Annotated in this window: 15 protein-coding genes; 5 read left to right on the top strand and 10 right to left on the bottom strand. The window is 37.4% G+C overall.

Features of this window, described 5'->3' with window-relative positions; genetic code table 11:
- Positions 1–7 precede the first annotated feature (7 nt).
- The 7 genes from AN161_RS05730 to AN161_RS05700 form a co-directional block, all read right to left on the bottom strand.
- A complete protein-coding gene (locus AN161_RS05730) occupies positions 8–550 on the bottom strand; it encodes an acyltransferase (protein ID WP_053593396.1) in 543 nt (180 codons plus the stop codon).
- Between the two features lie 4 nt (positions 551–554).
- A complete protein-coding gene (ppaX, locus tag AN161_RS05725; RefSeq protein WP_053593395.1) occupies positions 555–1,196 on the bottom strand; it encodes a pyrophosphatase PpaX in 642 nt (213 codons plus the stop codon).
- Between the two features lie 12 nt (positions 1,197–1,208).
- Positions 1,209–2,030: a prolipoprotein diacylglyceryl transferase gene (gene lgt / locus AN161_RS05720; RefSeq protein WP_053593394.1), complete on the bottom strand. Its 822-nt coding sequence runs from the start codon at positions 2,028–2,030 to the stop codon at positions 1,209–1,211.
- A 59-nt stretch (positions 2,031–2,089) separates the two neighbouring features.
- The gene (gene hprK / locus AN161_RS05715; protein WP_053593393.1) at positions 2,090–3,025 is read right to left on the bottom strand and encodes an HPr(Ser) kinase/phosphatase; all 936 of its coding nucleotides are present in this window, start codon (positions 3,023–3,025) and stop codon (positions 2,090–2,092) included.
- Positions 3,026–3,283: 258 nt separating this feature from the next.
- The gene (gene cccB, locus AN161_RS05710) at positions 3,284–3,604 is read right to left on the bottom strand and encodes a cytochrome c551 (protein WP_053593392.1); all 321 of its coding nucleotides are present in this window, start codon (positions 3,602–3,604) and stop codon (positions 3,284–3,286) included.
- Positions 3,605–3,655: 51 nt separating this feature from the next.
- The gene (locus AN161_RS05705) at positions 3,656–4,504 is read right to left on the bottom strand and encodes a YitT family protein (RefSeq protein WP_053593391.1); all 849 of its coding nucleotides are present in this window, start codon (positions 4,502–4,504) and stop codon (positions 3,656–3,658) included.
- Between the two features lie 560 nt (positions 4,505–5,064).
- Positions 5,065–6,294 (bottom strand): HDOD domain-containing protein, encoded by a 1,230-nt coding sequence (locus AN161_RS05700; RefSeq protein ID WP_053593390.1) that lies wholly within the window; start codon positions 6,292–6,294, stop codon positions 5,065–5,067.
- Positions 6,295–6,512: 218 nt separating this feature from the next.
- Here AN161_RS05700 and AN161_RS28600 point away from each other — a divergent pair, with 218 nt between their 5' ends.
- The 5 genes from AN161_RS28600 to AN161_RS05680 all read left to right on the top strand — a co-directional run bounded on the left by AN161_RS28600 (position 6,513) and on the right by AN161_RS05680 (position 9,710).
- Complete coding sequence (locus AN161_RS28600) at positions 6,513–6,722, top strand: hypothetical protein (RefSeq protein ID WP_143114626.1); 210 nt, start codon at positions 6,513–6,515, stop codon at positions 6,720–6,722.
- Positions 6,723–7,029: 307 nt separating this feature from the next.
- A complete protein-coding gene (locus AN161_RS05695; RefSeq protein ID WP_053593389.1) occupies positions 7,030–7,404 on the top strand; it encodes a GntR family transcriptional regulator in 375 nt (124 codons plus the stop codon).
- Complete coding sequence (locus AN161_RS05690) at positions 7,401–8,294, top strand: ABC transporter ATP-binding protein (protein ID WP_053593388.1); 894 nt, start codon at positions 7,401–7,403, stop codon at positions 8,292–8,294. Before AN161_RS05695 ends, AN161_RS05690 begins: the two co-directional genes overlap by 4 nt.
- The gene (locus AN161_RS05685; RefSeq protein WP_053593387.1) at positions 8,278–9,006 is read left to right on the top strand and encodes a hypothetical protein; all 729 of its coding nucleotides are present in this window, start codon (positions 8,278–8,280) and stop codon (positions 9,004–9,006) included. Before AN161_RS05690 ends, AN161_RS05685 begins: the two co-directional genes overlap by 17 nt.
- On the top strand, positions 9,003–9,710 hold the full coding sequence (locus AN161_RS05680; protein ID WP_053593386.1) for a hypothetical protein: 708 nt from the start codon (positions 9,003–9,005) through the stop codon (positions 9,708–9,710). Before AN161_RS05685 ends, AN161_RS05680 begins: the two co-directional genes overlap by 4 nt.
- Positions 9,711–9,884: 174 nt before the next feature.
- Here AN161_RS05680 and AN161_RS05675 read toward each other — a convergent pair whose 3' ends face one another.
- From AN161_RS05675 to AN161_RS30310, 3 genes are all read right to left on the bottom strand, one after another.
- A complete protein-coding gene (locus AN161_RS05675; RefSeq protein WP_241774510.1) occupies positions 9,885–10,532 on the bottom strand; it encodes a VTT domain-containing protein in 648 nt (215 codons plus the stop codon).
- Positions 10,533–11,005: 473 nt separating this feature from the next.
- Positions 11,006–12,553, bottom strand: coding sequence for a fatty acid--CoA ligase family protein (locus AN161_RS05670; protein WP_053593384.1), 1,548 nt, complete (start codon positions 12,551–12,553; stop codon positions 11,006–11,008).
- The coding region (locus AN161_RS30310) for a hypothetical protein (protein ID WP_206743140.1) at positions 12,550–12,759 on the bottom strand (210 nt) is incomplete at its 5' end. The genes AN161_RS05670 and AN161_RS30310, both read right to left, overlap by 4 nt.

Genomic DNA, 12,759 nt, shown 5'->3' with positions numbered 1-12,759 from the left:
GATATTATTATTTTTTTGGCGTGCACCATTCCACTACTTCATTGCGTTTGCGCTCCGCCATTTGTTCAGCCGTATAAATAATTTGCATAGGATTACCGCCTGCAAGACAGCCAGCTGGCACATCCTTATGTACAAGGGTTGCAGCTGACACAATCGCACCGTCACCTATCGTAACACCTGGTAGTATCGTTGAATTGGCACCAACCATCACTTCGTTACCAATATGAACATCTCCCAGACGATATTCCTCTATTAGATATTCGTGCGCCAAAATAGTCGTACTAAAGCCTATAACGGTATTGTCACCGATGTGAATACGTTCTGGAAACATTGTATCCGGCATGACCATTAAAGCTAATGAAGTTTGCTCACCAATTTCCATTTTCAATAAAGTTCGATACAACCAGTTTTTCACACGTAAAAAAGGTGTGAAGCGTCCAATTTGAATGACAACGAAACACTTCATCACCTTCCAAAAGGACACCGTATCATAAATATTCCAAAGCGAGTTTGCTCCTTCGACACGGTAGCGTTCTGTTTTACGTGCCATTTACTTACCCCACCTTCACAATTTCAAATAAATCCGTCATATGATGCAACATATATTCCGGCTTGAATTGCTGTAAGTATTCCTCACCTTTAAAAGCCCATGCGACACCAGCCGCTCTAACTCCAGCGTTGTGCCCTGCCTCAATATCGTGAGAATTGTCGCCAATCATAATGGCCTCTTCCTTGTTTACACCAAGGCGTTCAAGGGCAAGCACAACTGGCTCTGGATCAGGCTTTACATTTTTTACATCATCCGTACCAATACGGACATCAAATAGATGGCATGCACCTAGTACAGATAGACCACGGTCAATCATCCCATTACGCTTCGTAGACACAATCGCTAATTTGATACCCATAGCCTTTAATTGCTCTAAAGTTGATACAACATCAGGATATTGCGTGACAAGCTCATCGTGATGTAATTCATTATATTCACGATATTTAGCAATCATTGCATCCTCTTCACCAGGAGCAATGTCACTCATTGTCTGTTTTAAGGATGGCCCAAGGAATTTTAGGCAATCTTTTGGCGAATATTGCCCGGGAAATCGCTCGTTTAAAACATGCATAAATGTTTGAATGATTAAATCATTTGTATTGAGTAATGTACCATCAAAATCAAATAATAATGCCTTTACAGCCATGCTTTGCACCCCTTATTTATTATCTAAATACTTTACTGTAGGTTTTACTTTTATACGTCGATAAATAATCGCACCAAGACCAACTACAATACCAACTATTGAAACAACTTGAGCTGAGCGTAAATCCCCTACTAAATACAGGCTATCTGTACGCATACCTTCTATATAAAAGCGACCAATTGAATACCAAATTAAATAGCCGAAGAATATTTCCCCACGATTTACATTTACTTTGCGTAATACTAATAAAATAATTAGCCCAATGAAGTTCCAGATGGATTCATATAAAAAAGTAGGATGTACGTATGTTCCTAATTCCTCAATATACATTTGATTAATAATCCAATCAGGTAACATCAGATTTTCCAAAAATCCACGTGATACTGGACCACCATAAGCCTCTTGGTTCATAAAATTTCCCCATCGACCAATTATTTGACCAATTAAAATACTCGGTGCCGCAATATCCGCTACACGTAAAAAGCTTATATTTTTTTTACGTGTGAATATGTAAGCTGTCAAAAACGCACCAATAAGTGCACCATGAATAGCGATACCACCATTCCAAATTTCAATAATCTTCCCTGGGTTTTCACTATAATAATCCCAACGCATCGTTACATAGTAAATACGTGCGCATATTATGGAGATCGGTACAGCCCATAGTAATAAATCCGCAAGAAAATCCTCCGGTAAGCCTCGCTTTACAGCCTCTCTTTGTCCTACAATATAAGCTAAAATAATACCCGATACGATTAGCAACCCATACCAACGAACAGGGATAGGTCCTAAATGGAAAGCAATCGGATTAATTTCTAATAGTAATAAGTCCATCATATGCTCCTCTCATTATTCTTCTATTACATAGGTCATTTTATCCTATTAATAAACCATTAATCATCTAATTCATCTGTTGAAGAAATTACCTCATCTAATCGTCTAGAAAATTCCTCCGCTGCATTAACACCCATTTTTTTCAAACGATAATTCATTGCAGCTACTTCAATAATAACAGATACATTTCGTCCAGGTCTTACAGGGATTGTTAACTTGGTTAATTCCGAATCAATAATTTTCATTTTCTCTTCTTCTAGACCTAAACGATCATATACTTTCTCTGGATCCCATATTTCCAATTCGATAATTAACGTGATACGTTTATACGGCCGCACCGCGCTTGCTCCAAAGAGCGTCATAATATCGATGATTCCAATGCCTCGAATTTCGAGTAAATGTTCTAGAAGAGGTGGCGGACTACCAATTAAAAAATTCTCTGATTCCTGACGAATTTCCACACAATCATCAGCTACTAAACGGTGTCCCTTCTTGACAAGCTCAAGTGCTGTTTCACTTTTCCCTACACCACTTTTTCCGATAATTAGTATACCGATGCCATACACATCGACTAAAACGCCGTGAGCAGCAGTCATCGGTGCTAAGCGACCCTCTAAATAGTTTGTTAGCCTGCTTGAAAATTTCGTTGTTGTCATATGTGTTTTAAATACAGGTACATGTTTTTCATTGGACGCTTGTATAAGCTCCTTAGGTACCTCTAAATCACGAGAAATAATAATAGCTGGCGTATCCTGCGAACACAGTAAACGCATGCGCTCTAGTTTCACATCTGCAGGTAGCATTTCAAAAAAAGAAAGTTCTGTTTTCCCAAGCAATTGTACTCGATTTGCAGGATAATGCGTAAAATATCCCGCCATTTCAAGCCCTGGTCTTGAAATATCACTAGTAACAATCGTTCTTCCTATTCCTTCCTCACCAGCTAATAGTTCTAACTTAAATTTCTCCATTACGTCTCTTGTTAATACTACGACCAATGTTAGTAGCCTCCATTCAAAAGGAATTGAATATGTTTAATCCTGTTAACAGACAGTTAAAAACCACCCATCGTGGCTATTAACTGTCTGGAAACGCCCAATTGATTTAACTAGCAATCAGCATACTGATTGCAGTTTCACTTTATTTTAGCATGTCTATGTATAAAAGAAATGTATTTACGCTCTGTCTACCTGACTAAAAAATTCCGCCAAACATAAAAAACTAGCGGTCTCCAATCCGCTAGTTTCAATATTGCTTTATTTTTGAGTAGCTAACCATTTAGCAACTGCTTCTGCATCCGCACCTTTAACAATACCAGGAGGCATTGTACCTTTACCATTTTCAATAACATCTAAAATTTCTTTTTCTGTAAAACGAGAGCCTGCATCGCTAATTTTCGGTGCATTTCCCGAACCTTGTAGCTCACCGCCATGGCAAGTAATACAAGATTTCATAGCAATTGTTTCGCCATCTGGAGCAGTAGTTTTTGCACTTTCAGTTGTTGTCGTTTTTCCTCCGCCACAAGCAGCTAAGAAGATTGCTGAACCAATCGCTAATGTTAACATTGCCTTTTTCATTAGGGCCCCTCCTCAAAGTAAATAATATCTTTCCCCGACATTATACCAAATTTATGCACGTTTGAAACCTTCTCCTAACACCTCATAAGCATCAGAAACGATAACAAACGCTGATGGGTCAACGCTTTTAATGAGTTGTTTCAGCTTTGTGAACTCTGTCTGGTAAACAACAACCATCAGTACTGGTCGTGCTTCCCCTGTATAGCCACCGATTGCAGGCAACTTTGTCACTCCTCGATCAATCTCGGCATAAATGGCATCGCGTACCTCATCTTGTTTCATCGTAATAATATAGACCATTTTAGATTGACTAAAGCCGAGTTGAATAATATCAATCGTTTTTGTAGTGACATAAAGGCCAATCAGTGCGTACAAGCCTTTCTCTAAGTCAAAAACAATTGCTGCACTAATTGCGATAATTCCATCAATTAAAAGTACACTTGTACCAAGCGATATTCCGGTATACTTTGTAATAATTTGCGCTAGTAAATCAGTGCCACCAGTAGAAGCATTCCCCTTAAAGACAAGTCCTATTCCTAAACCGACAACAATTCCCCCAAAAAGTGCACCTAGTAAAGGATTATCTGTCCAAGGCTCCCAACTATTCGTTAGCAATACAATAAACGGTAATGTCACTGTTCCAATAAACGATTTTATCCCAAATTTTTTCCCAAGTAATAATACACCTGCTGTAAATAATGGAATATTAAATGCATACTGTACAAAACCAGGATTCCAACCAAATATACCGTGTAAAATTGTACTAATCCCGCTAACACCGCCTGAAGCTACTTGATTTGGCAGTAAAAATATATTGAAGCCAATGGCAATGATTGCCGCTCCAGCAATGACGTACACATATTCCACAATGCTTTCCCTTACATCATGAATTCGATTCATTTCCCCCACGCCCACTTCAACTATCAGAATTTTTTTAGACGAGATGATTATAGCAAATAGTCTTCGCATTGAGAACTTCATCTAGATGAAGGAAACATGTATTTTTATAATTTGTATTACACTTATGACAATTAATTTGGCTCATCACCATAACGTGGGGTTGATTTCCGTTTGGGCGCTTTNGAAAACATTTGTTGTTGCTGTCGCTTCGCTTTCGCACAGATAAAACAATTGTTGCTGTCGCTTCGCTTTCGCACAGATAAAACATTGCCGCTGACGCTTCGCTTATCGCCCAGTCGGAACGAAGATCAACTTTTCTATATGGTATACGTTTTAACAAATGTTATCCTAAACTTTTGATGATGAGCCAATTATTTTAAAACACAAAAATAAGCTACCTTAAAGAGTAATTTTAAGATAACTTATTTCTGATTTTGTGGCTCTTATGTATTTGACTGCAAATACCACTGTAGGAGAACACTTTCCGAAGGTGTGGCCTGAGCAGCCTCCCTACAACATACTTTTATATCAAGAGCAGATTTTAGTATTGGTCCTTGTTTTTATAAAGACTTTTCTGCCCACTCCATTGCTTCTTGGTATAAAAGATCAATATTTGTTAAATCAATATTGAGTTGAGGAGCTAATTCTTCTAAGGTAGACCAATCTAATTTACCTAACGCAATACTGAATTCAAGATAAGGTGTCATTTCAGTTTGATTACCTAAAATCGTTTCCGTTATGTCTTCTGAAAAAGGTAGCTGCTGTAAAATAACATCCATCGGTCTTTGCAACATAGTGTCTATCAATGAGAACATCCCCACTAAAAAATATTCAGAGAAGTTTTTCTTATAGGAGAGCTTGGCCAATTTTTCACAGACTTTTGCTCTAAATAAAGATGTACGCATGACTTCTTTAAAAAGATCATTATCAGCATTCATATCAATTTCTCGCATCGCTAATAAATAAATCCACTTTCGTAAATTTGATACGCCGAGTAATACAATCGCTTGTTTTATCGAACGAACCTTGGATTTAGATCGCATCTCCGAATTATTAACCATTTGCAATAATTTATACGTCAATGAAATATCACGCTCAATATTTTCAGCTAATAACTGTATATTAGGCTCCTCTTCTTTTAATAGCGTAATAATATATAAATATTGAATAGTATTAGCTGGTATATCAGTTGCAGTAATTATTTGAGGCTGTTCAAAAAAATAGCCTTGAAATAATTCATAGCCAGAATGCTTTGCCACTTCAAATTGATTACGTGTCTCGACCTTTTCAGCGAGCAATTTTATGTGAGGGAAATTTTCTTTCACTTTATTTTCAATTTCCATTCGCTCAAGTAATGGTGACGATAAAAAATCAACTTTTATAAAATCAATATGGGCAAATAACTCATCATAAATTTGTACTTCATCATCCAAAACAAAATCATCTAATGCAATTTTAAACCCATATGATTTCAATTCAATGACCCTCTCCAGTAACTGCGGGGTAAGAGGAACGTCCTCTAAAATCTCAATAACAACTTGCGATGGACTTAAGTATTCATTTATCTGACTCATAAGCAAGTTTTCAGTAAAATTAACAAAACCAGGCTTGCCTTTTGTTACTTCTTCAATACCAATTGAAAGAAATGAGTTTACTAGTACATCAATTGTTGCAGCATCTGAATCGACCATCGGAAAAGCGTTGACGTTTTTGCTACGATATAATAATTCATATGCAACGATTTGTTCATGAAGGTTAAAAATAGGCTGTCTGCCGATAAATACTTCCATTTCGTTGCCCCCCATTTCTCCATATTCTAGTAATTAATATTATAGCATTTTTCATTACTATCTGCTTATCATTCAAGTAATTGTCTAAAAGTCTCCTTACATTAACTAACATCCTTTACAAGAAAATGGCTCATCATCATAACGTGGGGTTGATTTCCGTTCCGACTGGGCGCTTTCCTGAGGGCGTCCGATGAGCCGCTTGGGGCAACAGATGTTTTTTGCGCGAAAGCGTAGCGTCAGCAACATGGTTTTGTCTGTGCGAAAGCGTAGCGTCAGCAACAGGGGTTTGTCTGTGCGAAAGCGTAGCGACAGCAACAGGGGTTTGTCTGTGCGAAAGCGTAGCGACAGCAACAGGATTTTGTCTGTGCGAAAGTGAAGCGACAGCAAAAGCAGGATGTTGGTCACGAAGGCGTTATCACAGGACGTGATGCTCTTAGCCTTCGTTCCTCTATTTGCTCGCTCCAGGATCTCATTTGTGACGCTGATCCTCAAGGAGTCGCCCAGTTTCCACTCCAATCAACTTATCCTCATGACATACGTTTTAACAAAATGACATCCCAACACACCTGAAATTATTTATTCTTTTTTCAATATTTCGCTCAATCCTTCTCAAATACTTCCTTAATGCAATTTATAATAAAACCCCATTTTATATAGACATTTACCAAAATATAATTTATAGTACATTACAACACTAATGCACTATGTTACACGGGAATGAAAGGGGGTTTTTCGATGCACGTTCATTTAGATAGTACAACACCGATTTATATTCAAATTGCCGAATGGCTACAGCATGAAATCATCGCCGATCGATTACAGGCGGACGAGAAGGTCTATTCACAATACCAGCTAGCTGAATTATTCAATATAAATCCTGCTACAGCTGGTAAAGGACTGACAATTTTACTGGAAGAGCAACTTTTATATAAAAAACGGGGGTTAGGTATGTTTGTCGCTACGGATGCAAAAGAGCGCATTTTAATGAAACGTCGAAACGAAATATTGACGAAAATGGCACAAGAGATCGTATTAGAGGCAAAACGTTTACTTGTATCTGATGAAGAATTGCTAGTGCTTATTCGAAAAACACAGGAGGGATTGGAATGAATATTATTCAATGTGAGGAGTTATCTAAAAACTTTGGACGTCGTCATGCACTACAGCGCGTAACCTGCGCTATTGATGCAGAGAAAATTATCGGTATTATTGGTCGCAATGGTGCTGGTAAGTCGACATTACTTAATATTTTTGCAGGCTATATAAAGCCTACAAGTGGTTCATGTAAAGTGTTTAATGAAAATCCCTTTAATAATATTCAAACAGCTGCCAATATGATTTTTATCGATGATCATTTAAGCTTCTCTGATTACTTGTCGCTCGAAGATATTCTAAAGATGGGTGCTGATTTTTATCCTAATTGGCAGAGTGAGTTAGCCTATCGTATGCTCGATTATGCAGGTCTAGATCTTACTGCAAAGCATCAGCAACTATCTAAGGGTCAATTGGCAACCTTTAACCTCGTTTACGGATTAGTAAGTCGCTGTGCACTAACTATTTTAGACGAACCGATGAATGGCATGGACGAAGCGATTCGTACAGATTTTTACAGAGCGATTCTAAAGGAATACTTAGCCTTTCCACGAACGATTTTAATTACTAGTCATCATTTACAAGAGATGGAATCTTTTTTAGAAGAAATTTTATTAATAGATGAAGGCTCTGTAATTGCCCACGCGCCATTGGATGAATTTAAGGAACAGCTCCTATCACTTAGCGGGCCAAGTGAGGCACTTGCGGATCTGCTATCTAAGACGGAAGTATACGCTCAAAAGATTATGGCAGGGGTGACCTCAGCAATAATAGATGCTAGTCAACTATTCGTCTCAGAAGAAATACTTCGAGCAAAGGGCATCACGGTATCATCCCTTACCGCAAGTGAAGTCTGCAAGTATTTAACAAGTAAAAAAGGAAGTGATATTGATGCAATCTTTGACTAATGTTTCATTAAAAGCAATTGTAAAAAAACAGGTGAAATGGAAAGCAAAATTAAATATTTCTGCCCTTAGCTCCTTAGTTATTGTACAAATCATTTTTGGAATTTTAACATCTAGCTCAGGGAGTGGGTCTTCTGGGCATGGGCGGGGAGATTTAAATGTTCAGTTCTCTATTTACTCACTCGATACGTTTCTTATTGTTACAGCAATTTGGGCATTTGTTGTAGCATTACTCTTTACAACAAAAGCGTATCGTATTGATGATTTATCCGTTATTTCTAGTCGGACATCTAGTGCCATTGCAAATATATTAGTTATGATTATTTACAGTTTTATTGCAGTCATCATTATGATTTCGACTTACTATTTACAAGTATTAGGAATTTCATTAGCAGAAAAGAATTCTTTAGTAATAGACAATCTATTTATTTCTCCATCAATATTAATATTATGTTTCAGTAGCATCTGTTTATTTGGCGCAATCGGCTTACTATTTGGCACCAGCTTCAAGGGGCCCGTAGTTATAAAAATATTTCTATCGACTTTTATGCTGTTTAGCTTTATATACATTTTTTCGGCACCCTATTCTATTAACATTGGTTCGCTAATGATGTTACCAAATCTTATGATTAGTGTTCTTTATTTGCTTGTGGCTACACTGTGCTTTAGCCTCACTATTTGGATTGCTAATAAATCGGAGGTGTCTCGCAAATGATGGGGACTACATTATTAGTTTTTATTCCTATTCTATTCGTAGCTGCTGTTTTTCTAATACTAAATAAATTAGGTGAAAAAACTAAAAATATTTGGACATCTAAGCGTATTATGATTGGCATTACTAGTTACATCGTACTTGGTCTTACTGCTTTTCTTTATATTAGCTTTTTTTCAGAATCAAACATACCAGTACTTTCTTCTTCTGAAATTAAAGAAATTGAGAAAAAGTTAGATCAAAACCAAAAGTATGATCAAGAATACGATTCTTCGTATTTAACTGAGGATTATAAAAAGAAAACATGGGAAATTAACTTTGATGGAGATACATTGCCTGTTGTTATAAATGATAACAATAATTTAAGCTTGAATATTCGACAGCGTTATAATGACAATATTGAAGCAGGGAAAGCTCTTGTTACGTATTATCAATTTCCTTTCATAATAAATGGTATCGATCTTTCAGATAAAGTACCTTTACCTAACGTATACATGGCACAGAACCAGCTATTCATTGAATCTCTTTCTAAACAACAAGTAAATTATTATCGTATAAAAGCCACATTAGGTATTTTAGATATGAATCGTGAGATAGAACCTGAATCATATACAATGAACTATTCCTATTCAAATGTCATAGTTATCGACATACCAAGAAGTACAGATTTGGAAGATTCACAAGGTCTTATTCAATATATAGAATAGTGAAAAATGAATCATTGCCAAAAGTTAGGGATCAATGTCATAGATGAGGCCCTGGAGCGCTCATCTGACACTCCTAGAAAAGCGCTCAATCGGAACGGAGATCACCCCGCTATGGTGATGAGCAAAAAAACAAGGACAGTCCTAAGTGATTTTTATCACTTTTGGACCGTCCTTTTACTTTCTACTTACTTTTGATTTAAAAGCACCAATAACTGCTGGTACAACTGAAATCAAGATAATTAATATAAGAACCGTTGAGAAGTTATCTTTAATGATCGGAATATTACCAAAGAAATAACCTAGTAATGTACAGCTGAATACCCATAAAACTGCACCTAAAACATTATACATAATGAAGTAGCCATACTTCATTTTACTAGCCCCTGCAATAAATGGTATGAATGTACGGATGAAAGGCATAAAACGTGCGATGACAATCGTTTTTCCACCGTGTTTATTAAAGAACTTTTCTGCTGCTTCCATGCGTTCTTTTTTAACGACTCTACCAAGGAAGCTCTTTGGTGGAATGGATGTCCCTACTTTATGACCAATATGATAGTTCATCGTATCCCCTAAAATTGCAGCCGCTAAAAACACGGGAATTAATATCCACATATTAAATGCGCCCATTGCTGCTGCTAATGTACCACTTGCAAAAAGCAATGAATCACCTGGCAAGAATGGGAAAATTACGACACCTGTTTCAACAAAAACAATTGCAAATAAAACGAGATAACTCCAATTACCAAAATCACGAATGATTTCCTCTAAATGCACATCAATATGCATAATAAAACTAATTAACTCCTTGATGAGTTCTATCATTTTCCGTATGCTCTCTTTCGATTAAATTTTCTAAAAGCTTTGACGTAACTAGACACCAAAGGGTTCCATTCTTATTTACAGTCTGTGGTGTTACTACTCCATCACTATATGACAAGCCTTTAAAAAGTATGTAGTTTTCACAAGTTTGATTTTATCACTTACAGACATATACACTCAACTTATTTAAATAAGTGGTCATGCTTTTTTACATTGCTGTAATATTGGTCTAAAGTGAAACTTTAATCAGTGGGTGTTCTTCGTCCCTCACTAGAGGAACATTAGCTAACATCTCACATTCTATGAAAACGTTTGTGTGACTAACACCCTGCTACAACGTTTGCACCTCGCTTTCGCACAGAAAATATATTTGTTGCCCCTAATCAATTACGCTTATATTTATTGCTTCTCTTAAATCTGATTGTTTATGCAGGATAAAAAAAGCTACTATTTTTCAATAGTAGCTCTGTTTCTTATACTTTTTCTTTTAATGAACGGCGTAAAATTTTTCCTGTCGTATTTTTCGGTAATTCATCCAGAATCTCAATTACTTTAGGAACCTTGTATTTCACCATATGTTCTGCACAGTATGCGAGAAGGTCGTCTGTTGAAGTTGCCGCTTCGTCTTTTAAGACAACATATGCATGAACAGCCTCACCTAAGTTAGGATCTGGGTAACCTACAACTGCCGCTTCAACGATATTATTATGAGCAAAGAGTACTTCTTCAACCTCTCTTGGATATACATTATATCCGCCTACAATAATCATATCTTTTTTACGGTCAACGATGAAAAAGTATCCTTCTTCGTCAACTTTAGCTAAGTCACCTGTATATAACCAGCCATCACGTATAGCCATCGCTGTTTCTTCAGGTAATTTATAATAGCCCTTCATCACGTTAGGCCCTCGAACAATTAGCTCCCCTACTTCGCCAACAGGCACTTCTTGACCATTAACATCCACTACCTTATTTTCAACATTACAAATGGATGTCCCAATAGAACCTGCTTTACGATCACGCTCCAATGGATTAAAGCACGTTACTGGTGAAGCCTCTGATAAGCCATAACCTTCTGAAACACGCACATTAAATTTCTTCTCGAAATTATGTAATAGTGCTACAGGTAAAGACGCGCCACCTGAAATCGCTAAACGTATTGTTGAGAAGTCTTCAGGGTTGCCTTCAGGTAGTTGATACAAAAAGTTATACATAGTTGGCACACCAGCGAAGACCGTTGCTTTTTGTTCCTTCGCTAATTTAAAGACTTCAGTTGGACTAAAACGTGGTACAAGTAAAACTGTTGCTCCGCTCACTAAAGGTGCATTGACGACAACAGTTAACGCAAATACATGGAAAACTGGTAATGTAGCAACAATGCGATCATCTGCTTTATAGCCTAAATAATCTGCAACATCTCGCGCATTTGAATAGATATTTCTATGAGTCAGCATTGCACCCTTTGGAGTACCTGTTGTTCCTGAAGTGTATAAAATAATTGCATTATCATCGTCATCTACTTCTACTGGCTGGACAGAGTCCGATGCACTAGCGATGACTTGTGTAAATAAATGAATTTTTGCCTTTGCCTCTTCGGATAAAGCAGTTACTTTTTCAGCAACGTCTGCTGTTGTTTCACAAACAACAAATGTTTTTACTTTAGGAAAAGCATGTACACCCATTTCTACTAACGGAAGAAGTGCATCAAGTGCAATAACAGCTTTTACATCACCGTTTTGCAAGATATATGAAATTTCATCCGGTGTATAGATTGGATTAATAGGAATTGCCGTTGCCCCTAAACGCATTGTTGCATATAACGCAATTAAATAATGTGGTGTATTGCCGAGTAAAAACGCCACATGGTCCCCTTTTTCTACCCCTAATTCTTGTAACCCCTTTGCAAAACGGCCAACTGTGTGTTCAAACTCACCGTATGTCGTATCTTTCCCCATAAAATGATACGCAATTTTATCCGGTTGCTCTACTGCTTGTTGACGAACATTTGAAACTAAATTCAATTACACCATCCCCTTATCGTATCAATTTCGCCTCGGCGTAATTGAGTCCGGATTTTGAATTGTGCCCAGGCCTGCACGAGGGCCGACACGATGTTGGTCATTTCGGTAATGCCACAGGACGTGGCGTTTTTACCGAGGGCCAACACGATGTTGGTCATTTCGGTAATGCCACAGGACGTGGCGTTTTTACCGAGGCACGATGTCGG

It is taken from the genome of Lysinibacillus sp. FJAT-14222, assembly GCF_001278875.1.
GTDB lineage: Bacteria > Bacillota > Bacilli > Bacillales_A > Planococcaceae > Lysinibacillus > Lysinibacillus agricola.
The sequence above is the reverse complement of the archived record's forward strand: the minus strand, read 5'-3'. Positions and strand labels throughout refer to the sequence as shown.